We start from the raw sequence: 23905 nt of genomic DNA on the forward strand, positions 1-23905 counted from the left end.
CGCTGGCCACATGGTCAATCTGACGCGCATCTACACCAGGACCGGCGACCAGGGCACCACCGCCCTCGGCGACATGAGCCGGGTCGCCAAGACCGACCTGCGGATCGCCGCGTACGCCGACGCCAACGAGGCGAACGCGGTGATCGGCACGGCCATCGCGCTGGGCGGCCTGGACGAGGAGGTCGTCAAGGTCCTCACCCGGGTGCAGAACGACCTGTTCGACGTGGGTGCGGACCTGTCGACACCGGTGGTGGAGAACCCGGAGTTCCCGCCGCTGCGGGTCGAGCAGTCCTACGTCGACAAGCTGGAGGCGGACTGCGACCGCTTCCTGGAGGGCCTGGAGAAGCTCCGCTCCTTCATCCTCCCCGGCGGCACCCCGGGCGCGGCCCTGCTCCACCAGGCCTGCACGGTCGTACGCCGGGCGGAGCGCTCGACCTGGGCGGCCCTGGAGGTCCACGGCGAGGTCATGAACCCCCTGACGGCCACCTACCTCAACCGGCTCTCCGACCTCCTGTTCATCCTCGCGAGGACGGCGAACAAGGAGGTCGGGGATGTGCTGTGGGTCCCGGGCGGGGAGCGCTAGCCCTTACTGCGGGCCCCCTGCCACAGCCCGGCGGCGACCAGCACGCCGCCGACGCACATCATCACGATGCCGACCTTCGTGAGGGTGACGACGGGGACCTCCACGTCCCCGGCGAACAGCCACAGCCCGAGGCCGATCACGAAGGTGACGATCCCTTCCAGCACGTTCCCGCGGGCCTTGCTCACCGGTGCGCCCTCTCCTTCTCCGGCGCGACCTCCGACTCACCCGCCGGAGCCTTCCGCGGCCAGATCCAGTAGCTCAGCGCGATCAGGCCGTGGATGCCGGCCGTGCGCCAGGCCACGTAGCGCCAGCTCTCCAGGGACGTGACACGGCTCGGGTCGTCCACGTACCAGATGGCCAGTTGGAGCAGCGCGGTCGCGACGGCGGCGCCGATCAGCGTGCCCATCCAGACCTTGCCCTCGTGACGCGCCCGGGCCATGCCGTAGCGCGGCGGCTTCGGCGGCGGCGGGGCGCCGCCGAACCGGCGGGCCGCGTGGCCGTCGAGCCACTTCACCGTGCGGTGGCCGTGCCCCACGGTGTAGCCGATGTACAGCGCGGCCAGCCCGTGCGTCCAGTTCGGCTCGGCGCCGTTCTTCAGGTCCAGTGCGGTGACGACCAGCAGGACGACCTCCAGCAGCGGCTCGCACAGCAGCAGCGCCAGCCCCGTGCGCGGCATGCGCAGCAGATAGCGGAAGGCCAGTCCGGCCGCCAGCAGCACCCAGAAGCCGATCTCACAGGCGGCGATCAAGGCGACGATCACGATTCGCTCCTCTCGGTCACCCTGCCAGGCTCCCGTTCGGCGCGGCCGGAATCGTCGTCGCGACTGACGAACCCGCGGTACATCGAAAGATGCAGTCCGGGACCCTTCGCGGGGATCACGCGCGGGGCACTGCGGCCGTGTTGGATGGTGCCATGGCCGTTCGACTCCCCCGCCCCCGCCGTTTCGACGTCTGCGTCGCGCTGGGCGGTCTGCTCGGCGGGCTGCTGCTGTGGGGCGTCGGCCTTGCCACCCGTCCACACACCGAGGTGTACGTACTCCTGCCGGGGCGCTGGCCGCTTCTGCTGCCGCTCGTCGTCATGGCGGGCTGTGAGCTGCTGCGCCGCATCGCCCCCCGCACCGCGCTGCTGATCGGCACGCCCGCGATCATCCTGGACACCGTCACCCAGGGCAACCTGGTCACGATCCTGATGTACACCGACCTCATGTACGCGGCCGTCCTGTACGGGCCGCCCGCCTCGGCCCACCGCATCCCGCGTATCACCGGGCTGCTCTCCGTGGCCGGAGCCGTGGTGCCGTTCGCGCTCTGGCGCGAGCCCGAGGCGCTGCTGATCGGCGTGGTCACCGGCCTGGTCGCCTTCGGGCCCGCGTCCACCGGCCTGATCGTCCGCAACCACCGCGAGGCCGCCGAAGCGGCCCGCTTGCGCGCCGAACAGACCGCGCTGCTCGCCGAGATGGACCGCACCCAGGCGGTGACCGCCGAACGCGCGCGGATGGCCCGCGAACTGCACGACATGGTCGCCAACCACCTGTCGGCGATCGCCATCCACTCCACCGCGGCCCTCTCCCTCGACGACCCGAAAACCTCTCAGGAGGCGCTGGGGGTCATCCGCGAGAACAGCGTGGAGGGGCTCGCGGAGATGCGGCGGCTCATCGGGATCCTCCGGGACTCCAGCGGCGACGTCGAACCCGTCACCGCACCCACCCTCGACGGACTCGGCGCCCTGGTCGACAACGCGCGCACCAACGGCCTCGACATCACGCTCGACGCCGCCCACGACGCGGTCCCCGCGCCCGTCGAACTCGCCGCCTACCGCATCGTCCAGGAGTCCCTCACCAACGCCCTCAAGCACGCCGGCCCCGGCCGGGTCACCGTGTCCCTCGCCCAGCTCGACGGCCTGCTGACCATCGCGGTGACCAGCCCCTACGGCGACCGGGACGGGCCGGGCGCCCCCGGCTCGGGCGCCGGGCTGGTCGGCATGCGGGAACGCGCCGCGCTACTGGACGGCACGTTCGAGGCCGGCCCGGAGGACTCGCCGGACGGCAAGATCTGGGCCGTACGCGCCGCCCTGCCCGTCCACGACACCGTCGAAGGAGAAGCCGAATGATCCGCGTCCTGGTCGCCGAGGACCAGTCGGCCGTCCGTGCCGGCCTGGTCCTCATCCTGCGCAGCGCACCCGACATGGAGGTGGTCGGCGAGGCGGCGGACGGCGAACAGGCGGTGGCGCTGGCCCGTGAGCTGCGGCCGGACCTGGTGCTGATGGACGTTCAGATGCCGCGACTGGACGGGGTGTCGGCGACCCGGCAGGTCGTGGCGGAACGGCTCGCCGACGTGCTGGTGCTGACCACCTTCGACCTGGACGAGTACGTGTTCGGGGCGCTGCGGGCGGGCGCGTCCGGCTTCCTGCTCAAGAACACCGAGGCGAAGGACCTGCTGGAGGCCGTACGGACGGTCGCACGCGGGGAGGGCCTGATCGCCCCGGCGGTCACCCGGCGGCTGATCGCGGAGTTCGCGGCGAAGCCGACCCGGGAGCCCGCGGCCGACCCCGCCGTCCTCGACCGGCTGACCCGGCGCGAGCGCGAGGTGCTGTCCTGCCTCGGCGAGGGCCTGTCCAACGCGGGCATCGCCGAGCGCCTCGACATGGCCGAGGCGACCGTGAAGACCCATGTCAGCCGCCTGCTGGCAAAGCTGGAGCTGCGCAGCCGGGTGCAAGCGGCAGTGCTCGCACAGGAGTTGAGGGTCTGACCCGCAGGGGTCAGGGACCTGACCCGGCCGCAGATCGCTACAGGTCACGGTGGTCCAGACCTATTGACCGGTGGTCCAGACCTTTCTATTCTCACCGCACCATGAGTGGGCGTGAGGCTCAGTCACGCCCCCCACAACTCCATCGAGGAGGCGCAGCATGCGCTTCAGACACAGAGCCGCGGCGGGGTTCGCGACCCTGTTGCTCCCGCTGGCCGGTCTCGTCGGCCTCGCGAGCCCGGCCCAGGCCGCGACATCCGCCACCGCGAGCTACACCAAGACCCAGGACTGGGGATCCGGCTTCGAAGGCAAGTGGACGGTGAAGAACACCGGAACCACGACCCTCAACTCCTGGACCGTCGAGTGGGACTTCCCCTCCGGCACGTCCGTCACCTCCGCCTGGGACGCCGACGTCACCTCCTCCGGCACCCACTGGACCGCGAAGAACAAGTCCTGGAACGGCACCCTGGCCCCCGGCGCCTCCGTCTCCTTCGGCTTCAACGGCACAGGCTCCGGCTCCCCCGCGGGCTGCAAGCTCAACGGCGGCAGCTGCGACGGCGGCAGCGTCCCCGGCGACGCGCCGCCCTCCGCGCCCGGCACCCCCGCCGCCTCCAACATCACCGACACCTCGGTGAAGCTGACCTGGTCCGCGGCCACCGACGACAAGGGCGTCAAGAACTACGACGTCCTGCGCGACGGCACGAAGGTCGCCACGGTGACGACCACGTCGTACACGGACACCGGCCTGACCAAGGGCACGGACTACTCCTACACCGTCCAGGCCCGTGACACCGCCGACCAGACCGGCCCGGTCAGCGGCGCCGTACGGGTCCGGACCACGGGTGGCACCACCGAGCCGCCCACCGGCGACAAGGTCAAGCTCGGCTACTTCACCGAGTGGGGCGTCTACGGCCGCAACTACCACGTCAAGAACCTGGTGACCTCGGGGTCAGCGTCGAAGATCACGCACATCAACTACGCCTTCGGCAACGTCAAGAACGGCCAGTGCACCGTCGACGACACCTACGCCGCCTACGACAAGGCCTACACCGCCGACCAGTCCGTCAGCGGCACCGCCGACACCTGGGACCAGCCGCTGCGCGGCAACTTCAACCAGCTGCGCCAGCTCAAGGCCAAGTACCCGCACATCAAGGTGCTGTACTCGTTCGGCGGCTGGACCTACTCGGGCGGCTTCGGCCAGGCCGCGCAGAACGCGGCCGCGTTCGCCAAGTCCTGCAAGGCCGTCGTGGAGGACCCGCGCTGGGCCGACGTCTTCGACGGCATCGACATCGACTGGGAGTACCCGAACGCCTGCGGCCTGACCTGCGACACCTCGGGCCCCGCGGCCTTCAGGAACCTGATGTCCGCGCTGCGCTCCGAGTTCGGCCCGAACTACCTGGTCACCGCGGCCATCACCGCCGACGGCTCCTCCGGCGGCAAGATCGACGCGGCCGACTACGGTGGCGCCGCGCAGTACCTCGACTGGTACAACGTGATGACGTACGACTACTTCGGCGCCTTCGACAAGGACGGCCCGACGGCCCCGCACTCCCCGCTCACCTCGTACCCCGGGATCCCGCAGGCGGGCTTCAACTCGGCCGACGCGATCGCCAAGCTGAAGGCGAAGGGAGTCCCGTCCGCCAAGCTCCTGCTCGGCATCGGCTTCTACGGCCGCGGCTGGACCGGCGTCACCCAGTCCGCCCCCGGCGGCACGGCCACCGGCCCGGCGCCCGGCACCTACGAGGCCGGCATCGAGGACTACAAGGTCCTCAGGAACTCCTGCCCGGCGACCGGCACGATCGCGGGCACCGCGTACGCGCACTGCGGCAGCAACTGGTGGTCGTACGACACCCCGTCGACGATCGCCGGGAAGATGACCTGGGCCAAGAACCAGGGCCTCGGCGGCGCGTTCTTCTGGGAGTTCAGCGGCGACACCGGTAACGGAGAGCTGGTGACCGCGATCAACAACGGTCTGTCGTAAAACAGTTCGGCGAGTTACGCCACGTTGACGCGCTGACCGGGCGGGGCTGCCTCAAGCCACGCGAGGAAACCGGTCAGCGCGTCTTCGCTCATCGCGAGTTCGAGACGCGTGCCCCGGTGCAGGCAGGCCAGGATCACATGGTCGGAGAGCAGCGCCAGCTCCTCCTCGCCCTCCGGGACCCGGCGGCCGACCACCTCGATCGCGGAACGCTCCAGGATCCGGCGCGGACGCGGCGAGTACGAGAAGACGCGGTACCACTCGACGCGGTCGCCGTTGTACCGGGCCACCCCGTAGGCCCAGCCCTTGCCGTTCGAGTCACCCTGCTCCGGGGCGTCCCAGCGCAGGCTGGCGTCGAAGGTGCCGCCCGAGCGCTGGATGAGCCGGCGGCGCAGGCCGAAGACGAACAGGCCCACCACCACGAGGGCCACCACGATTCCGCACACAGTCAGAGCGAGGACCATCGACACCGACCTCCTCGTCTCCTAGGTAACGGAACGTAAAAATCACCCACATCCGCCTCAGCCGCGGCTGGGTCCGGATCTCTCCGGTACCCAGCCGCGGCTGAGTGACGTCATCACACGACGGGCAGGGTCAGCGCGCCGCCGTGGCCGTACGCAGACGGACGTCCGCGCGGCGCTGGGCCTCCGCGTCGTCCTCCGCCTTCGCACGCTCCAGCTCCTGCTCCGCGCGCTGGACATCGATCTCGTCCGACAGCTCCGCGATTTCGGCCAGCAGCGAGAGCTTGTCGTCCGCGAACGAGATGAAACCGCCGTGGACCGCGGCGACGACCGTCCCGCCATCGCTCGTGCGGATGGTCACCGGGCCCGACTCCAGCACACCGAGCAGCGGCTGGTGACCGGGCATGACGCCGATGTCGCCGGACGTGGTGCGCGCGACGACCAGGGTGGCCTGGCCGGACCAGACCTCACGGTCGGCCGCGACCAGCGCGACGTGCAGCTCAGCAGCCAAGGGTGGCTCCTCGGGTCACCACCCGGCGGGAGTGCCGGGTGTTGGTTACAAGTCTAGTAGGCGTGACAGAGGGGGCGGGACGCGCCCGCCCCCTCCGGCGTGAGCACGAGGCTCACATCGAGCGCGAGGCTCAGGAGACGCCCAGCTCCTTCGCGTTCTTCTTCAGGTCCTCGAGACCACCGCACATGAAGAACGCCTGCTCCGGGAAGTGGTCGTACTCGCCGTCGCAGATCGCGTTGAACGCGGCGATCGACTCGTCCAGCGGCACGTCCGAACCGTCCACACCGGTGAACTGCTTGGCGGCGTGGGTGTTCTGGGACAGGAAGCGCTCCACGCGACGGGCACGGTGGACGACGAGCTTGTCCTCCTCGCCGAGCTCGTCGATACCGAGGATCGCGATGATGTCCTGCAGGTCCTTGTACTTCTGCAGGATGTTCTTCACGCGCATCGCGGCGTTGTAGTGGTCCGCCGAGATGTACCGCGGGTCGAGGATCCGGGACGTGGAGTCCAGCGGGTCCACGGCCGGGTAGATGCCCTTCTCGGAGATCGGACGGGAGAGCACCGTCGTCGCGTCGAGGTGGGCGAAGGTGGTGGCCGGGGCCGGGTCGGTCAGGTCGTCCGCGGGGACGTAGATCGCCTGCATCGAGGTGATCGAGTGACCACGGGTCGAGGTGATGCGCTCCTGGAGGATGCCCATCTCGTCGGCCAGGTTCGGCTGGTAGCCCACCGCGGAGGGCATACGGCCGAGCAGGGTCGACACCTCGGAACCGGCCTGGGTGAAGCGGAAGATGTTGTCGATGAAGAACAGCACGTCCTGCTTCTGGACGTCACGGAAGTACTCCGCCATCGTCAGGCCGGCCAGGGCCACGCGCAGACGGGTGCCCGGGGGCTCGTCCATCTGGCCGAAGACCAGGGCGGTCTTGTCCAGAACGCCGGACTCTTCCATCTCCGCGATGAGGTCGTTGCCCTCACGGGTGCGCTCACCGACGCCCGCGAAGACGGAGACGCCCTCGTGGAGGTTGGCGACACGCATGATCATTTCCTGGATCAGCACGGTCTTGCCGACACCGGCGCCACCGAACAGACCGATCTTGCCGCCCTTGACGTACGGGGTGAGCAGGTCGACGACCTTCAGGCCCGTCTCGAACATCTCGGTCTTGGACTCGAGCTGGTCGAACGCGGGGGCCTTGCGGTGGATGGACCAGCGCTCGCCCTCGTAGGTCTCGTCGGTGTTCAGCACCTCACCGAGAGTGTTGAACACCTTGCCCTTGGTGAAGTCGCCGACCGGAACGGTGATGCCCGCGCCGGTGTCGACGACCGGGGCCTGGCGGACCAGGCCGTCGGTGGGCTGCATGGAGATCGCGCGGACCAGGCCGTCACCCAGGTGCTGGGCGACCTCCAGGGTCAGCGTCTTCTTCTCGCCCGCCTGCGCCGGGTCGGCGACCTCGACGTGGAGGGCGTTGTAGATCTCGGGCATCGCGTCGACGGGGAACTCCACGTCGACGACCGGGCCGATGACCCGGGCGACGCGGCCCGTAGCCGTCGCGGTCTCAACAGTGGTGGTCATTTATCGGTCACTCCCCGCGGTCGCGTCGGCCAGGGCACTGGCGCCACCGACGATCTCGCTGATTTCCTGGGTGATTTCGGCCTGGCGGGCCTGGTTGGCAAGCCGGGTGAGCGTCTCGATGAGCTCTCCGGCGTTGTCGGTGGCCGACTTCATCGCGCGCCGCGTGGCGGCGTGCTTGGAGGCGGCCGACTGGAGCAGCGCGTTGTAGATCCGGCTCTCCACATAGCGCGGCAGCAGGGCGTCCAGGACGTCCTCCGCCGAGGGCTCGAAGTCGAACAGCGGGAGGATCTCGCCCTTGGGCTTCGCCTCCGCCGCCACCTCGTCGAGGCTGAGCGGCAGCAGCCGCGCCTCGATCGCCGTCTGCGTCATCATCGACACGAACTCGGTGTAGACGATGTGGAGCTCGTCCACGCCGCCCTCGGCCGTCTCGGTCTCGATCGCCTCGATCAGCGGGGCCGCGACCCTCTTGGCGTCCGCGTACGACGGGTCGTCGGTGAAGCCCGTGAACGACTCCGCGATCTTGCGCTCGCGGAAGTTGTAGTGGGCGACACCACGGCGGCCGACGATGTAGCTGACGACCTCCTTGCCCTCGGCCTCAAGCTTCTCCGTGAGCCTCTCCGCGGCCTTGATGGCGTTGGAGTTGAAGGCACCGGCCAGCCCGCGGTCGCTCGTGAGGAGCAGGACCGCGGCACGGGTCGGGTTCTCCGGCTCGGTCGTCAGCGGGTGCTTGGTGTTCGATCCGGTGGCGACCGCCGTGACCGCCCGGGTGAGCTCGGTCGCGTACGGCGTGGACGCCGCCACCTTGCGCTGCGCCTTGACGACGCGCGAGGCGGCGATCATCTCCATCGCCTTCGTGATCTTCTTGGTCGCGGAGACGGATCGGATGCGACGCTTGTAGACCCGGAGCTGGGCTCCCATGAGTCAGGTCCCTTCCGTCGTCACTTGCCGGCAGCCGGGGCGTCCTCGCCGAGCAGCTTGCCGTCGGAGGTCTCGAACTGCTTCTTGAACTCCGCGATGGCGTCGGCCATGGCCTGGAGGGTGTCGTCCGACATCTTCCCGCCCTCGCGGATGGAGGTCAGCAGGCCCTGCTCCTTGCGGTGCAGGTACTCCAGCAGCTCCTTCTCGAAGCGGCGGATGTCGGCGACCGGGACCTCGTCCATCTTGCCGGTGGTGCCGGCCCAGATGGAGACGACCTGGTCCTCGGTGGCCATCGGCTGGTACTGCGGCTGCTTCAGCAGCTCGACCATGCGCTGACCACGCTCCAGCTGCGCCTTGGACGCGGCGTCCAGGTCGGAACCGAAGGCGGCGAACGCCTCCAGCTCACGGAACTGGGCGAGGTCCACACGCAGTCGGCCGGAGACCTGGCGGATCGCCTTGTGCTGGGCGGAACCACCGACTCGGGAGACCGAGATACCGACGTTCAGCGCGGGACGCTGACCGGCGTTGAACAGGTCCGACTCCAGGAAGCACTGGCCGTCGGTGATGGAGATGACGTTGGTCGGGATGAACGCCGAGACGTCGTTGGCCTTGGTCTCGACGATCGGCAGACCGGTCATCGAGCCGGCACCCATGTCGTCGGAGAGCTTCGCGCAGCGCTCCAGCAGCCGGGAGTGCAGGTAGAAGACGTCACCCGGGTAGGCCTCACGGCCCGGCGGGCGGCGCAGCAGCAGCGACACGGCGCGGTAGGCGTCGGCCTGCTTCGACAGGTCGTCGAAGATGATCAGGACGTGCTTGCCCTGGTACATCCAGTGCTGGCCGATGGCCGAACCGGTGTACGGCGCCAGGTACTTGAAGCCGGCCGGGTCGGACGCCGGAGCGGCGACGATGGTCGTGTACTCCAGCGCGCCGGCCTCCTCCAGAGCGCCGCGCACGCCGGCGATGGTGGAGCCCTTCTGGCCGATGGCGACGTAGATGCAGCGGACCTGCTTGTTCGGGTCGCCCGAGCGCCAGTTGTCGCGCTGGTTGATGATCGTGTCGACGGCCAGGGCGGTCTTGCCGGTCTGGCGGTCACCGATGATCAGCTGACGCTGGCCACGGCCGATCGGGGTCATGGTGTCGACGGCCTTGTAGCCCGTCTCCATCGGCTCGTGCACCGACTTGCGGACCATGACGCCAGGAGCCTGAAGCTCCAGGGCGCGACGGCTGTCGGTCTCGATCTCGCCGAGGCCGTCGATCGGGTTGCCGAGGGGGTCCACCACGCGGCCGAGGTAGCCCTCGCCGACCGCGACGGACAGGACCTCGCCGGTACGGCTGACCGGCTGCCCCTCCTCGACGCCGCTGAACTCGCCGAGGACGATGGCACCGATCTCGCGCTCCTCGAGGTTGAGGGCGAGGCCGAGGGTGCCGTCCTCGAACTTCAGCAGCTCGTTGGCCATGGTCGAGGGCAGGCCCTCGACCTTCGCGATGCCGTCGCCGGCAAAGGTGACCGTACCGACCTCCTCGCGCGAGGCCGCGTCCGGCTTGTACGCCTGGACGAAGTTCTCCAGCGCGTCCCGGATCTCCTCCGGCCGGATCGTGAGCTCCGCCATCTGGGTTCCCTGCTCTCCTTGTTGGGCCCGAAGTTTCTTAGGGGGTCTGGGGGCGACCCCCAGGATTCTTCTGCACGGCCCAACCAGGGCCGTCGTAAGTACGTAATGCCTATTGAGTTGCTGCTCAGCTCGTGAGCCGGCGGCCGGCGTCCTCGATGCGGTCCGCGAGGGAGCCGTTGATGACCTCGTCGCCGACCTGCACCCGCATTCCGCCGAGGACCTCGGGGTCCACGTCCAGGTTGAGGTGCATCTTGCGGCCGTAGAGCTTCGCGAGGGCGGCGCCCAGGCGCTGCTTCTGCACGTCGCTCAGCGGTACCGCCGAGGTGACGACGGCGACCATGCGGTCCCGGCGCTCGGCGGCGAGCTTGGACAGGGACTCCAGTCCCGACTCCAGGCTACGTCCCCGCGGCGCCGCCACAAGGCGCGTCACCAGACGCTCGGTGGCCGCCTGTGCCCTGCCGCCGAGCAGGCTGCGCAGCAGCTCGCTCTTGGCCGGGGTGGTGGCCTTGCGGTCGGTCAGCGCGGCGCGCAGCTCGGTGCTGCCGGAGACGATCCGGCCGAACCGGAACAGCTCGTCCTCGACGTCGTCGAGCTTGCCCGCCTTCTGCGCGGCGGTGAGGTCGGCGGTGCTGGCCAGCTCCTCCAGGGCGTCCACCAGGTCGCGCGACTGCGACCAGCGGGAGCGCACCATTCCGGCGACCAGGTCGGCGGCCGGGCCGCTGACCTGGGTGCCGAGCAGGCGCTGGGCCAGTTCGGCCTTGGCCTCACCGGCCTGCGCCGGGTCGGTGAGGACCCGACGCAGCGACACCTCGCGGTCGAGCAGCGCGGTGACGGCGGCCAGTTCGTCGGCGAGCGCGCCGGCGTCCACGGACGTGGAGTCCGTCAGCGCGTCGAGACGCTCTCGTGCGGCTGCCAGGGCCTCGCGGCTCGCTCCGTTCATCGGCCGGCCTCGGCCTTCTCCTCGAGGTCGTCGAGGAACCGGTCGATCACGCGGCTCTGGCGGGCGTGGTCCTCGAGGGACTCGCCGACGAGCTTGCCGGCCAGGTCGGTGGCGAGCTTGCCGACGTCCTGGCGGAGCGCGGACGCGGCGGCCTTGCGGTCGGCCTCGATCTGGGCGTGACCGGCGGCGACGATCTCCTCGCGCTGCCGCTGGCCCTCGGCCCGCATCTCGGCGATGAGGGCGGCACCCTGCTCCTGCGCCTCCTGGCGCAGACGCGCGGCCTCGTGCCGGGCCTCGGCGAGCTGTGCCTTGTACTGCTCAAGGACGCTCTGGGCCTCGACCTTCATGGTCTCGGCCTCTTCGATACCGCCTTCGATCGCCGCGCGGCGCTCCTCCAGAACCTTGTTGATGTTCGGAAGCAGCTTCTTCCAGAAGAAGAAGAACACGATGGCGAAGGCGATGGTGCCGACGAGCAGCTCGGGGCCCGGAGGAACGAGCGGGTTCTGCTCTTCCTCGGCCGCCAGCTGCACCAGGTTGGCGATCACATCAGTGCCTTTCGTCGAAACGTGTCGGTGAGCAGGAAATTACTGACCGAACACGAACGGCATAACGATGCCGATGAGGGCGAGCGCCTCACAGAACGCGAAGCCCAGGATCTGGTTGGCACGGATCAGACCGGCCGCCTCGGGCTGACGGGCCAGGGCCTGGGTGCCGTTACCGAAGATGATGCCGACGCCGATGCCGGGGCCGATGGCGGAGAGGCCGTAGCCGATGGAGCCGAGCGAACCGGAGACAGCGGCGAGGGTCTCAGTGGCAGCCATGCTGAATCTTCCTTCTCTTTCACGGACCGGCGGGGGTTGGCCACCGGACGTTCTTGGGACTTGCGGGGCGGGAGGGGCTCAGTGGTGCTCGGCGAGAGCGCCCTGGATGTACGTGCAGGCGAGGAGTACGAAGACGTACGCCTGGACGGCCTGCACGAAAAGCTCGAAACCGATCATGGCGATGGTCATCACGAACGAGACACCGGCCGCCGGGATCATCCAGCTGTTCAGGAGGTACCAGGAGGCGACCGTGAACATGACCAGCATCAGGTGGCCGGCGAACATGTTGGCGAACAGTCGCACCGCGTGCGTGAACGGCCGGACGAGCAGGTTCGAGAAGAACTCGATGACCATCACGAGCGGCAGCACCGGGCCGAGCGTCTTGTCGTAGCCGGTGATGTTCTTGAAGAACCCGACGAAGCCGTGCCGCTTGAAGGTCAGCGAGACCCACGTGACGTAGACGACCGCGGCGAGTACCGCCGGGAACGCGATGATCGACGAGACCGGGAACTGCGCCAGCGGGATCACGGACCAGATGTTCATGATCCAGATGAAGAAGAACAGCGAGACCATCAGGGGGACGTACTTCTCGCCCTCCTTCTTTCCGAGGGTCTCGTAGACGATGCCGCGGCGGACGAAGTCGTAGCCGGCTTCACCGACCATCTGCAGCTTGCCCGGCACCACCTTGGCCTTGCCGAAGGCCGCGTAGAAGAAGCCGATGACGAGGATGGTGGTGATGATCGCGAGCAGCATCACCTTGTTGAACTCGAACCCTCCAACCGTGGCAATCGGCTTGAAGAGGAACGAGTGCAGGCCCGGTGCCGGAAAACCACACCCGTCGGACATGATCCGACAGCTCCAGTCAAAGGCGAGCTGGGTCTGGTCAGCACTCACCACGGGCTCCTTCGGCGTGACGCATGGGTACGGCAACCTCGTTGTGTCGGCGCGGCGCGCAGCCGCGGGTCGGCACCGGACTGGTGTTACGGATGTGAGGGCGGCTGGGGGGCATCGAGCCTCGCGTTCGAGCAGGCGTCAGCTCAGATGCCCGCGCCCGCGATGCCGCAGTTGGCACCGGACGATAGCAGGAGTTCCCAATGCTCTTTATCGCGCCCCTACTCGTCACGACGACGACCCGGTCTTCTCGGGCTTCTCGCTCTTCTCGGAGTCCGGGTCGATGTAGAAGATCTTGGCCTTCATGTGCGCACGAGCCTGCGCGGCCATCCACACGACGGTCGCGACGACGAGCCCGACGGCGAACGTCTTCGCGTTGAAGAACGAGGTGTCCTTGAAGAGGGCGACGAAAATCAGGAGCAGCAGCAACTGGGCCGTGTAGAGCATCAGCCCCATGGCCTGGAACAACTGCGGGAGCGTTTTTGCCGTCCGCTGGAGGACGTACAGACCGATCCCCATGAAGAGGATCGCCAGGGCTGTGCCGACGGCGGCTCCGAGGGCCCCCTTGCCTCCGGCCACCACGCCGCTGACGGCGACGGCGACCACACCGGCAGCCGCTGCGGGCACAGCGCACTGCAGAAGGTTCCGGGCGTCATTGGACGGCATGGCGGCAACTCCGCTTTCGCAGGGGGCAGGGGTGTCGTCATGGACGAGCGTAGTCCCGGGCTGAGTGGAGACCTCACACCAATGGACCGTCGCACTGCGGTCCTTCGGCTCTATCCGGGGGTTCTCGTGAACCGTATCACAAACTATTTGATGCAGTCTTTACCTGAAGGTGTGCGGGCTGTCACACATGAGAGTGAAGCCGCGCGTCTGTGCAGGAACAGCGCCGACTTGTCTGGTATTGGGCGCTTCGCACCCCCATCGCAACCCCACGACTTGGCAATGCTCTAGTCAGATTCTTACCTTGTCCCGGTTCTTACCTGGTCCCGGCCTTGCGCCGGTCCGCCAGACGCGAACGGGAGCCGAGGGCGGTGGCCCCGTTGACTCCCGAGACTCCGGACACCACCGGGGCGCGGTCCTCACGCGCGACCGCGGCCGTCTGCTCGGCGGCGGACGCCGGCGTCGAGGCCTCGGGCGCCAGGGCCGGGACCCCGCGGCGCCGGTAGCGCGGCGGCACGAACCGCTCCATCCAGCGCGGGGCGCGCGGCGTGAAGCGCGGCAGCAGGAGCAGGGCCAGGCCGATCGCGCTGAGGAACACGACCCCGAGCACGATCCACATGGACGCCGAGTTGACCGAGTAGGCGAGCGCCCCGAAGGCGATCAGCGCCGACCAGAAGTACATGATCAGCACGGCCCGGCTGTGCGAGTGGCCGATCTCCAGCAGCCGGTGGTGCAGGTGGCCGCGGTCGGCGGCGAACGGCGACTGGCCGCGCCAGGTGCGGCGCACGATGGCCAGGATGAGGTCGGCGGCGGGGACCGCGATGATCGTCAGCGGCAGCAGCAGCGGGATGTAGACGGGGACCGTCTGGTGCACGGCCTCCTTCTCCGACCCGACGTACAGGTTGAGCGCGTCCGGGTCGACCTGCCCCGTGATGGAGATGGCACCGGCGGCCAGGACCAGGCCGATCAGCATCGAGCCCGAGTCGCCCATGAAGATCCGCGCCGGGTGCATGTTGTGCGGCAGGAAGCCCAGGCACATGCCCATCAGGATCGCCGAGAAGAGAGTGGCCGGGGCGGCGGCCTCGACGCCGTACGAGTACCAGATCCGGTAGGCGTACAGGAAGAACGCGGTGGCCGCGATGCAGACCATGCCGGCCGCGAGACCGTCCAGGCCGTCGACGAAGTTGACCGCGTTGATGGTGATGACGACCAGCGCCACCGTCAGCAGGGTGCCCTGCCACTGGGTGAGCGCCACCGAGCCGACGCCCGGGATGGGCAGCCACAGGATCGTCAGACCCTGCACGACCATGACGCCCGCGGCGATCATCTGGCCGCCCAGCTTGATCAGGGCGTCGATCTCGAACTTGTCGTCCAGCACGCCGATCAGCCAGATCAGGGCCGCCCCGGACAGCAGCGCGCGGGGTTCGTTCGAGGCCTGGAAGACCTGGTTGAGGTTGGTCAGGTGATCGGCGACCAGCAGCCCCGCGCACAGGCCGAAGAACATCGCGATCCCGCCGAGCCGCGGAGTGGGTTCCCGGTGCACGTCACGTGCCCGGATCTCCGGCATCGCTCCGGCCACGATCGCGAACTTCCGTACCGGCCCTGTCAGCAGATACGTCACCGCGGCCGTGATGCAGAGCGTCAGCAGGTATTCACGCACAGGCTTCCCCACAGGTCTCGCTGGCCATCTCAGCCCCACACCCTAGCGATGCGCGCATATGTGTGGGGACTTCCGGGTAGCGACGATGGTTGCACGAGTAGCTGTGCACCCTGGTGCGCTTACCCCGTCTCAGCGGGGATACGGCGGAAATCCACCGGCCAGCTCCCGCACTTCTTCACGGGCCCTCGCGGTCTCGGTCACGCCCTTGAGCACCCCTGCGAGCAGCTTGGCGATCCGCGCCATCTCCGCCTCGCCCATGCCCTGCGTGGTCACGGCGGCCGTGCCGAGTCTGAGTCCCCGGGCGTCGCCGTGCGGCAGCGCGCAGCAGTCCAGGACCAGGCCGGCCGCGGCGAGACGGCGCCGGGCGGTGCGGCCGTCGACGCCGAGCGGCGCCGGGTCGGCGGTGATCAGGTGGGTGTCCGTGCCGCCCGTGGTGACGACCAGGCCCTCGGCGGCCAGCCGGGCCGCGAGAACCCTCGCATTGGCGACCACCTGATGGGCGTACACGGCGAACGCCGGAGTTGCCGCCTCCCCGAACGCGACGGCCTTGGCCGCGATGGTGTGCATCTGCGCGCCGCCCTGTGTGAAAGGAAACACGGCCCGGTCGACCCGCTCGGCCAGCTCCGCACGGCACAGGATCATGCCGCCGCGCGGGCCCCGCAGCACCTTGTGCGTCGTCGCACAGACGATGTCCGCGTACGGCACCGGGTTCGGCGCCGCTCCCCCGGCGACCAGCCCGATGGGATGCGCGGCGTCCGCGACGAGGTACGCGCCCACCTCGTCGGCGACGTCGCGGAAGAACGCGTAGTCGATGTGCCGGGGGTAGGCGATGGAGCCGCACACGATCGCCTTGGGCCGGCGCGTGCGCGCCAGGGTGCGCACCTGCTCGTGGTCCATCAGCCCGGACTCGGCCTCCACGCCGTATCCGACGAAGTCGAACCAGCGGCCGGAGAAGTTGGCCGGCGAACCGTGCGTGAGATGACCGCCGTAGGGCAGACCGAGGGCGAGGACGGTGTCACCGGGGCGCAGCAGAGCGGCGTAGGCGGCCAGGACGGCCGAAGAACCGGAGTGGGACTGGACGTTGGCGTGCTCGGCGCCGAACAGCGCCCTGGCCCGGTCCACGGCCACGCGCTCGGCCACGTCGGCGATCTCGCAGCCGCCGTGGTGCCGCGCTCCCGGGTAGCCCTCGGCGTACTTGTTGGCGAGCGGCGAGCCGAGGGCGGCCAGGACGGCCGGCGAGCTGAAGTTCTCGGCGGCGATCAGCTGGAGCGTCGTCGCCTGCCGCTCCCGCTCGCCGAGCAGGATGTCGGCGAGTTCGGGGTCCTGGCGGCGCAGGAGGTCGGCCTCGATGGCAGGGGTGACCGTCATGGTGGGCTCCGGGCGGCGTCGACGGTGACGTACGTCCAATGTAGGCCCGGGGCCTCCGGGGCGCTCGGCCGTTACGTCTTTGCGGGGACGCCCGTGAGGGCCGTGACGACCGGATCGAGTGCCTGGTGTATCTCGTCCCCGATGGACCGGAAGAACGTCAGGGGCGCCCCGTACGGGTCGTACACCTCGTCCGCCTCGGCGTTCGGTGCCAGCAGCCACCCGCGTAGAGCCGCCGCGGCACGCACCAGCGCCCGCGCGCGGGTGACCACGCCCTCCTCCAGGGACGGCAGGGTCGCCGGGTCGATGGCCTTCACCAGTCGGGTGAACTCCTTGAGCGTGAAGGTCCGCAGGCCGGCCGAGTGCCCCATGGAGATGACCTGCGCCCGGTGGTCCCGGGTGGCGGTCAGCACCAGGTCGGCGCGGATCACGTGCTCGTCGAGGAGTTCGCGCCCGGTGAAGCCGGAGGCGTCCGCGCCGAAGTCGGCGAGGACGGTCTCCGCGTGGCTCTCCATGGGCGCGCCCTCGTGACCCCAGGTGCCCGCGCTCTCCACGATCAGCCCGCCGCCCAGGATCCCGAGCCGCTCCCGCACGAAATGGCGGGTCAGCCGCTCGGTGATGGGCGAGCGGCACACGTTGCCGGTGCTGACGTGGAGGATGCGGAAGCTGTCGCGCGGAAGCCCCACGAACGTCGTCGTGATCTCCGCCGCGCTTTCCCCGTTGCCTATGCCACGCCCCGCTCCAGGGGCCGTCAATTCGCCACCTCGAGGTCGGGTACGACCTTTCGCAGCTCTTCCGCGGAGAGCGCGCCGGCGCGCAGCAGCAGCGGCACCTCACGGGTCACGTCGACGATCGAGGACGGGACGTTGCCGGGAGTCGGGCCGCCGTCGAGGTAGACGGAGACGGAGTCGCCGAGCATCTCCTGCGCGGCGTCGCAGTCCTCCGGCGCGGGGTGGCCGGTCAGGTTGGCGGAGGAGACGGCCATCGGGCCCACCTCCGTCAGCAGCTCGATGGCGACGGGGTGCAGCGGCATGCGCACGGCGACCGTGCCACGGGTGTCGCCCAGGTCCCACTGGAGGGACGGCTGGTGCTTGGCGACGAGCGTCAGCGCGCCCGGCCAGAAGGCGTCGACCAGCTCCCAGGCCAGCTCCGAGAAGTCCGTGACGAGCCCGTGCAGCGTGTTCGGGGAGCCGATGAGGACGGGCGTGGGCATGTTGCGGCCCCGGCCCTTGGCCGCCAGCAGGTCGGCGACCGCCTCCGAGGAGAACGCGTCGGCGCCGATGCCGTACACCGTGTCCGTCGGCAGCACCACGAGCTCGCCACGGCGGACGGCGGACGCTGCCTCACGCAGACCGGTCACTCGGTCGGTCGCGTCGTTGGTGTCGTATCGCCGTGCCATCTTTAGCTGGCCTCCTCGTACACGTGCTGCTGGGATGAAGACTGCGAAGACCGCGAAGACCGCGGGGTGCCCGGTGCGCTCACGGCAGCGCCTTGCGGGCCGTGGCGAAACGCGGGCGGTTGTTCAGGTCCGGGTGGTCGGCGGCGTCGGTCCAGCCGCGGTCCTCGGCGAAGATCCACGGCACCTGGCCGCCCTGGGTGTCGGCGTGCTCCACGACCACGACACCGCCGGGGCGCAGCAGCCGGTGCGCGGTGCGCTCCAGGCCGCGGATGAGGTCGAGGCCGTCCTCGCCGGAGAACAGGGCCAGGTCGGGGTCGTAGTCCCGCGCCTCGGGGGCGACGTACTCCCACTCGGTGAGGGGGATGTACGGCGGGTTGGAGATGACCAGGTCGACCTGGCCGTCCAGGTCCGGGAAGGCCGTCAGGGCGTCTCCCTGGCGCAGCTCGACCCTGGACCCCTCCACGTTCTTGCGGGTCCACCTGAGGGCGTCCTCGGACAGCTCCACGGCGTGCACGCGCGAGCGCGGCACCTCCTGGGCGAGGGCGAGCGCGATGGCGCCGGAGCCGGTGCACAGGTCGACGATGCACGGCTCGACGACGTCCATGGCCCGTACGGCGTCTATGGCCCAGCCGACCACGGACTCCGTCTCGGGCCGGGGCACGAACACCCCGGGGCCGACCTGGAGTTCCAGGTACCGGAAGTAGGCGCGCCCGGTGATGTGCTGGAGCGGCTCGCGGGCCTCGCGGCGGGCGATGACCTCCCAGTAGCGGGCGTCGAAGTCGGAGTCCTTGACGGAGTGCAGCTCGCCGCGCTTGACGCCGTGCACGAACGCGGCGAGCTCCTCCGCGTCGGTGCGCGGCGAGGGCACGCCGGCGTCGGCGAGCCGCTGGGTGGCCTGGGCCACCTCCGCGAGCAGCAGATTCACGCAAGTCCTCCGGTACTCAGTACTCCTACGTGCCCTTACGCGGCTGCCAGCTTGGCGGCCGAGTCCGCGTCGACACAGGCCTGGATCACCGCGTCGAGGTCGCCGTCCAGGACCTGGTCCAGGTTGTACGCCTTGAAGCCGACACGGTGGTCCGAGATGCGGTTCTCCGGGAAGTTGTACGTACGGATCTTCTCGGAGCGGTCGACGGTGCGGACCTGGCTGCGACGGGCGTCGGCGGCCTCCCTCTCCGCCTCCTCCTGTGCCATGGCGAGCAGCCTGGAGCGCAGGATACGCAGTGCCTGCTCCTTGTTCTGCAACTGGCTCTTCTCGTTCTGGCAGGAGGCGACGACTCCGGTCGGGATGTGCGTGATGCGCACGGCGGAGTCGGTGGTGTTGACGGACTGTCCGCCCGGCCCCGAGGAGCGGTAGACGTCGATGCGCAGGTCGTTCGGATTGATCTCGACGTCGACCTCCTCGGCCTCGGGGGTGACGAGGACACCGGCGGCCGAGGTGTGGATACGGCCCTGGGACTCGGTGGCGGGGACGCGCTGCACGCGGTGCACGCCGCCCTCGTACTTCAGGCGGGCCCACACGCCCTGTCCGGGCTCCGTCGCGCCCTGGCCGCCCTTGGTCTTCACGGCCACCTGGACGTCCTTGTAGCCGCCGAGCTCCGACTCGGTGGCGTCGATGATCTCGGTCTTCCAGCCGACACGCTCGGCGTACCGCAGGTACATGCGCAGCAGGTCGCCGGCGAACAGGGCCGACTCGTCGCCGCCCGCGCCCGCCTTGATCTCGAGGATGACGTCCTTGTCGTCGCTGGGATCGCGCGGGACGAGGAGCAGGCGCAGCTTCTCGGTCAGCTCCTCGCGCCGCTGTTCCAGCTCCTTGACCTCGGCCACGAAGTCGGGGTCGTCGGCGGCGAATTCGCGCGCGGTCTCGATGTCGTCGCCCGTCTGCGTCCAGGAGCGGTACGTGGCGACGATGGGGGTGAGCTCGGCGTAACGCTTGTTCATCCTGCGCGCGTTGGCCTGGTCTGCGTGGACCGACGGGTCGGCGAGCTTCTTCTCCAGGTCGGCGTGCTCGGCGACGAGTTCCTCGACGGCCTCGAACATCTTGGCTCCTGTGTACGGACGTGGGTGAAGGGGCGGGCGACCAAAAACGCCGGTCCCGGAGCGCCCGGTGAGGGGGCGCGTCCGCGGACCGGCGAAATGGGGCTCGCTACTTCTTGGAGCCGGCGGCCTTGCCGAAGCGGGCCTCGAAGCGGGCCACGCGGCCACCGGTGTCGAGGATCTTCTGCTTGCCCGTGTAGAACGGGTGGCACTCGGAGCAGACATCGGCACGGATCGCGCCGGACTCGATGGTGCTGCGGGTGGTGAACGACGCGCCGCAGGTGCAGCTGACCTGCGTCTCGACGTACGCGGGGTGGATGTCGCGCTTCAAGGTGTCTCCTAGGTTTCGGGAGGGCGCCGGGTCGCTGCCGCGGGGTGCGGGAGCGTGAACCGGGGCCGACGTACCAGTCTGCCAGGACTGGGGCCATCCCCCAAAACCGGGGGTTGCCGTTGTTTGTTCCCCGCGGGCCGGTGGGGGCTTGCCGCGCCCATGCGGCGGAGCCGCGAACCGATACGGCCCCGCGCCCTAGGAGCTGCTCACCACGCCCTTGGCTTCACCTGTCGCCGTGCCCTTCGTCGCGCTCTTCGGGATCGGCTTGTCGTTCTCCAGGGCCTTCCAGATCTCGTCGGCCTTCTTCTTCTGGAGGAGGACCCGGTTGGGGTCGGCCGGGTCGTAGGCCACCGGCATCGTGACCATGTGCATGTTGGACGGGGTGATGCCCTGGAGGCCGCCTGCGAAGGACGCGAGCTTGTTGACCGAGCCCAGGTCGGAGTCGGTCGTCACCGTCTTGGTCGCGGTCTCCGCGAGGTCGAGCAGCTTCTTGGGGTTGGTGAAGACGCCGACGTCCTTGACCTGGTTGACCAGTGCCTTGATGAAGGCCTGCTGCAGCTGGATGCGGCCCAGGTCGGAGCCGTCGCCGACGCCGTGCCGGGTGCGGACCAGGCCGAGGGCCTGTTCACCGTCGAGTCTGTGGGTGCCGGCCTTCAGCTTCAGGTGGCTGTCGGGGTCGTCGATGCTCTTGGTCGTGGTGACCTCGACGCCGCCGAGGTCGTCGATGAGCTTCTGGAAGCCGGCGAAGTCGACCTCCAGGTAGTGGTCCATGCGCAGGTCGGTGATCGACTCGACGGTCTTCACGGCGCAGGCGGCCCCGCCGGTGGAGTACGCGGAGTTGAACATCACGCCGTTCGCGGCGGGGTACTCCTTGCCCTTGGTGTCCGTGCACGCGGGCCGGTCGATGAGGGTGTCCCGCGGGATCGAGACCACGCTGGCCTTCTTGTGGCCCTTGTAGACGTGCACGATCATCGCCGTGTCCGAGCGTGCGCTGCCGTCGTCGGTGCCGCCGCCGAGCTTCTTGTTGCCGCCGGCGCGGGTGTCGGAGCCGAGGACGAGGATGTTCTCCGAGCCGTTGTCGGCCTTCTTGGGCCGGTCCGTGCCGAGGGCCTGGTCGATGTCGACGCTCTTCAGGTTGCCGTTGAGCTTGAAGTACACGTACCCCGCCCCGGCGCCGCCCAGGACGACGATCCCCGCGGCGGTCCAGGCCGTCACCATCAGGCCCTTGTGGCGCTTACGGGGTTTGCGGCGTCGGCCCTTGGCGCGGTGACGCGGCCCGTTGGTGCCGGTATCTCCCGGTATGCCCGGACCCGGCGTGCTCTCGGCAGACATGTGCTCCTCAGCTCGTCTACGGTCGGTTACCCCCTGCGGTCAGTGCCAGGCGTGCTCGGTCGGGGACTTCCTCCTGGCACCATCGTCGCTCCGCCTGGTCAGACGGAGAAACTCGGGAAAGGGTTGCACAACGGACTGTGCCCACCGCGTGCGGCGGTGGGCACAGTGTGTGTTCGTCTCCGCGAGGGGTACCTCGCTCACCTGCGATTTCAGCCGAAGATGTCGTACTGCTTGAAATCGGTACCGACGGACTTCCTTGTGGCGAAGATCTCGCTGGACGCCTTGCCGGTGCCCGGGTACAGGTACAGCGTGCCGCCGGGGGTGCGGGCCAGGAAGTCGGCCTTGCCGTCACCGGTGATGTCGCCGGTGGCGTCGAAGGCGTTGTAGCCGCCCCAGGTGCGCACCTTGATCCGGGCCGAGAAGGCGCCCGAGCCGGCCTTGCCGGTGCCCTTGTAGAGGTACACGTAGCTGCCCGAGGTGCTGCGGGCGATCAGGTCGGTCTTGCCGTCCCCGGTGAAGTCGCCGTGGCCGCGCACGGAGTTGTACTGGTTCCAGCCGGAGCTGACCTTGACGCGGGGCGAGAAGGTGCCGTTGCCCTTGCCCGGGTAGATCCACAGCACGCCCGCCGAGTCGACCGAGAGCAGGTCGGGCAGGTAGTCGCCGGTGACGTCACCGGGGGTGATGATGCGGGTGCGGGTCTTCCAGTTGTCGGCGATCTGCTTGGTGGACCAGGTGCCGGTGGAAATCACGTAGTGGGTCCAGAAGACGTCGCCGTCGCTGCTGCGCCGGTAGACCAGGTCCTGGTAGCCGTCCCGGTCGAGGTCCGTCTGGAGGACGGTGTTGAAGCCGTTCCAGTTGCCCCAGGACTCGCGGGCGGCGAAGGACGTGCCCTTGGAGTCCTTGGAGTAGCCCGTCTTGGTGGAAGCGTTGCGCACCCACAGGTCGGCCTTGTGGTCGCCGCTGATGTTGGTGTCGTCGAGGCGCGGGTAGGCGGCGCCGACGTAGGTGCTGACCTTGCTGAAGACGCTGTAGGCGCCCTTGGCGACGCAGTCCGTCACGCCCCAGGAGACGACACCGACGATCCGGTTGTTCACGACCAGCGGGCCGCCGGAGTCGCCGTTGCAGGCAGTGGTGGTGCCGGCGTCGCTGCCGGTGGCGGGCTGGCCCGCGCAGACCATGTGGCCCTTGATGAAGTCGCTGCCGTACGCGCCGGCGCAGGTGGTGTCGGACTGGACGGGCAGCGTGGCCGTCTTCAGCGTCTCGGAGATGTCGTCGCTGGTGGAGCTGGTGCGGCCCCAGCCGTAGACCTTGGCGCTGGTGCCGGCCTTGTACGACGTGGTGTCGCCGGACGTCGTCATGCGGATCGGGGTGGCCTTGACCGGGACGGGCAGGGTGAGCACCGCGATGTCGTTGTCGATGGTCGTCGCGTTGTACGACGGGTGGTTCCACTGCCGCCAGACGCCGGTGACGGTACCGCCGTGCAGGTCGGTGCCGTCGGCCGAGGGCAGCTGGGAGGTACCGGTGACAATGGCGCCGTTGGCGTGCCAGTCGTAGCCCTTGACGCAGTGCGCGGCGGTGAGGATCTTCGTCGGCGCGACGACGGCGCCGCCGCAGAAGAAGCCGATGTCGTCGCTGGTGGTCGAGGTGCCCCGGTCGTCGTAGTAGTGCAGCTGCGCCATCCACGGGGCCGACGTGATGGTCGTCTCGCTACCACCGATGATCTTCGGGTCGATGGCGGAGCCGCTGGTGTTCGTGCTCGCGCTGAGCGACGACTTGGTCGTCTGCCCCGCGACGTCGTCACCGGCCATGGCTCCCGCGACGCGCTTCTCCAGCTCGGCGAGCGACGGTGAGCTGGTGGCGGGCTTGACGGTCGGCTGCGGCGGCGGGGTGGCCGCGTCGGCGGTCGTCGTCAGCAGCGCGGCGGCCACGGCGGCGGCCACACCGGCCGCGGCGACGGGAAGGGCTATCCGTATCCGGCGTCTGTGCCGGCCGCCCCCAGGCATGGTTCTACCCACGTATGTCCCCCCTCGGGATCACATGTTCGAAGAGAGCGTGATCCTACCCGCACACGAACAGCACGAAGGGCCGCCCCCGTTCCCG

25 protein-coding genes are annotated in these 23905 nt (G+C 69.3%); 4 read left to right on the forward strand and 21 right to left on the reverse strand.

Going from position 1 to position 23905, the window contains the following annotated elements; all coding sequences use genetic code 11:
* The first annotated feature begins 10 nt into the window (after window positions 1-10).
* Window positions 11-583 (forward strand): cob(I)yrinic acid a,c-diamide adenosyltransferase, encoded by a 573-nt coding sequence (locus SCNRRL3882_RS12580; RefSeq protein ID WP_010040132.1) that lies wholly within the window; start codon window positions 11-13, stop codon window positions 581-583.
* Here SCNRRL3882_RS12580 and SCNRRL3882_RS12585 read toward each other — a convergent pair.
* Complete coding sequence (locus SCNRRL3882_RS12585; RefSeq protein ID WP_010040133.1) at window positions 580-768, reverse strand: DUF5708 family protein; 189 nt, start codon at window positions 766-768, stop codon at window positions 580-582. The two genes, SCNRRL3882_RS12580 and SCNRRL3882_RS12585, sit on opposite strands and share 4 nt — an antisense overlap.
* A complete protein-coding gene (locus tag SCNRRL3882_RS12590; protein ID WP_010040136.1) occupies window positions 765-1343 on the reverse strand; it encodes a hypothetical protein in 579 nt (192 codons plus the stop codon). Before SCNRRL3882_RS12590 ends, SCNRRL3882_RS12585 begins: the two co-directional genes overlap by 4 nt.
* A gap of 152 nt (window positions 1344-1495) precedes the next feature.
* Here SCNRRL3882_RS12590 and SCNRRL3882_RS12595 point away from each other — a divergent pair, with 152 nt between their 5' ends.
* The 3 genes from SCNRRL3882_RS12595 to SCNRRL3882_RS12605 all read left to right on the forward strand — a co-directional run bounded on the left by SCNRRL3882_RS12595 (window position 1496) and on the right by SCNRRL3882_RS12605 (window position 5305).
* Entirely contained in the window at window positions 1496-2689 is a 1194-nt protein-coding gene (locus tag SCNRRL3882_RS12595; protein ID WP_010040138.1) for a sensor histidine kinase, read from the forward strand.
* On the forward strand, window positions 2686-3327 hold the full coding sequence (locus tag SCNRRL3882_RS12600; RefSeq protein WP_010040139.1) for a response regulator: 642 nt from the start codon (window positions 2686-2688) through the stop codon (window positions 3325-3327). Before SCNRRL3882_RS12595 ends, SCNRRL3882_RS12600 begins: the two co-directional genes overlap by 4 nt.
* A 157-nt stretch (window positions 3328-3484) precedes the next feature.
* Entirely contained in the window at window positions 3485-5305 is a 1821-nt protein-coding gene (locus tag SCNRRL3882_RS12605) for a glycoside hydrolase family 18 chitinase (RefSeq protein ID WP_010040141.1), read from the forward strand.
* 14 nt (window positions 5306-5319) lie between these two features.
* On the opposite strand, the gene SCNRRL3882_RS12610 is transcribed toward SCNRRL3882_RS12605, so the two are convergent.
* The 19 genes from SCNRRL3882_RS12610 to SCNRRL3882_RS12700 form a co-directional block, all read right to left on the reverse strand.
* Entirely contained in the window at window positions 5320-5766 is a 447-nt protein-coding gene (locus tag SCNRRL3882_RS12610) for a DUF2550 domain-containing protein (protein ID WP_029181186.1), read from the reverse strand.
* Window positions 5767-5896: 130 nt separating this feature from the next.
* Complete coding sequence (locus SCNRRL3882_RS12615; protein ID WP_010040145.1) at window positions 5897-6274, reverse strand: F0F1 ATP synthase subunit epsilon; 378 nt, start codon at window positions 6272-6274, stop codon at window positions 5897-5899.
* 130 nt (window positions 6275-6404) lie between these two features.
* A complete protein-coding gene (gene atpD, locus SCNRRL3882_RS12620; RefSeq protein WP_010040147.1) occupies window positions 6405-7841 on the reverse strand; it encodes a F0F1 ATP synthase subunit beta in 1437 nt (478 codons plus the stop codon).
* The gene (locus SCNRRL3882_RS12625) at window positions 7842-8759 is read right to left on the reverse strand and encodes a F0F1 ATP synthase subunit gamma (protein ID WP_010040149.1); all 918 of its coding nucleotides are present in this window, start codon (window positions 8757-8759) and stop codon (window positions 7842-7844) included.
* A 20-nt stretch (window positions 8760-8779) separates the two neighbouring features.
* On the reverse strand, window positions 8780-10369 hold the full coding sequence (gene atpA / locus SCNRRL3882_RS12630; protein WP_010040152.1) for a F0F1 ATP synthase subunit alpha: 1590 nt from the start codon (window positions 10367-10369) through the stop codon (window positions 8780-8782).
* Between the two features lie 124 nt (window positions 10370-10493).
* Window positions 10494-11309, reverse strand: a complete 816-nt coding sequence (locus SCNRRL3882_RS12635; protein WP_010040157.1) for a F0F1 ATP synthase subunit delta — start codon at window positions 11307-11309, stop codon at window positions 10494-10496.
* Complete coding sequence (locus SCNRRL3882_RS12640; RefSeq protein ID WP_010040159.1) at window positions 11306-11854, reverse strand: F0F1 ATP synthase subunit B; 549 nt, start codon at window positions 11852-11854, stop codon at window positions 11306-11308. The genes SCNRRL3882_RS12635 and SCNRRL3882_RS12640 overlap by 4 nt, the downstream gene beginning before the upstream one ends.
* A gap of 39 nt (window positions 11855-11893) precedes the next feature.
* Window positions 11894-12130, reverse strand: coding sequence for an ATP synthase subunit C (locus tag SCNRRL3882_RS12645; protein ID WP_010040161.1), 237 nt, complete (start codon window positions 12128-12130; stop codon window positions 11894-11896).
* A 78-nt stretch (window positions 12131-12208) separates the two neighbouring features.
* A complete protein-coding gene (atpB, locus tag SCNRRL3882_RS12650) occupies window positions 12209-12976 on the reverse strand; it encodes a F0F1 ATP synthase subunit A (protein ID WP_010040165.1) in 768 nt (255 codons plus the stop codon).
* Window positions 12977-13249: 273 nt separating this feature from the next.
* The gene (locus SCNRRL3882_RS12655; RefSeq protein ID WP_029181187.1) at window positions 13250-13687 is read right to left on the reverse strand and encodes a hypothetical protein; all 438 of its coding nucleotides are present in this window, start codon (window positions 13685-13687) and stop codon (window positions 13250-13252) included.
* 313 nt (window positions 13688-14000) lie between these two features.
* Window positions 14001-15344 (reverse strand): MraY family glycosyltransferase, encoded by a 1344-nt coding sequence (locus SCNRRL3882_RS12660; RefSeq protein WP_010040169.1) that lies wholly within the window; start codon window positions 15342-15344, stop codon window positions 14001-14003.
* Between the two features lie 129 nt (window positions 15345-15473).
* Window positions 15474-16712, reverse strand: coding sequence for a serine hydroxymethyltransferase (gene glyA / locus SCNRRL3882_RS12665; protein ID WP_010040170.1), 1239 nt, complete (start codon window positions 16710-16712; stop codon window positions 15474-15476).
* A 71-nt stretch (window positions 16713-16783) separates the two neighbouring features.
* Complete coding sequence (locus SCNRRL3882_RS12670) at window positions 16784-17464, reverse strand: low molecular weight phosphatase family protein (RefSeq protein WP_029181188.1); 681 nt, start codon at window positions 17462-17464, stop codon at window positions 16784-16786.
* Entirely contained in the window at window positions 17461-18108 is a 648-nt protein-coding gene (locus SCNRRL3882_RS12675; protein ID WP_010040176.1) for an L-threonylcarbamoyladenylate synthase, read from the reverse strand. The genes SCNRRL3882_RS12670 and SCNRRL3882_RS12675 overlap by 4 nt, the downstream gene beginning before the upstream one ends.
* Before the next feature lie 79 nt (window positions 18109-18187).
* A complete protein-coding gene (prmC, locus tag SCNRRL3882_RS12680; protein WP_010040177.1) occupies window positions 18188-19033 on the reverse strand; it encodes a peptide chain release factor N(5)-glutamine methyltransferase in 846 nt (281 codons plus the stop codon).
* A 35-nt stretch (window positions 19034-19068) separates the two neighbouring features.
* Window positions 19069-20145 (reverse strand): peptide chain release factor 1, encoded by a 1077-nt coding sequence (gene prfA / locus SCNRRL3882_RS12685; protein WP_010040179.1) that lies wholly within the window; start codon window positions 20143-20145, stop codon window positions 19069-19071.
* A 106-nt stretch (window positions 20146-20251) separates the two neighbouring features.
* On the reverse strand, window positions 20252-20473 hold the full coding sequence (gene rpmE, locus SCNRRL3882_RS12690; RefSeq protein ID WP_010040182.1) for a 50S ribosomal protein L31: 222 nt from the start codon (window positions 20471-20473) through the stop codon (window positions 20252-20254).
* A 195-nt stretch (window positions 20474-20668) separates the two neighbouring features.
* The gene (locus SCNRRL3882_RS12695) at window positions 20669-21805 is read right to left on the reverse strand and encodes an LCP family protein (RefSeq protein WP_029181189.1); all 1137 of its coding nucleotides are present in this window, start codon (window positions 21803-21805) and stop codon (window positions 20669-20671) included.
* Window positions 21806-22014: 209 nt separating this feature from the next.
* Window positions 22015-23808 (reverse strand): trypsin-like serine protease, encoded by a 1794-nt coding sequence (locus SCNRRL3882_RS12700; protein WP_029181190.1) that lies wholly within the window; start codon window positions 23806-23808, stop codon window positions 22015-22017.
* Window positions 23809-23905: the final 97 nt, after the last annotated feature.

The organism is Streptomyces chartreusis NRRL 3882 (assembly GCF_900236475.1).
GTDB lineage: Bacteria > Actinomycetota > Actinomycetes > Streptomycetales > Streptomycetaceae > Streptomyces > Streptomyces chartreusis_D.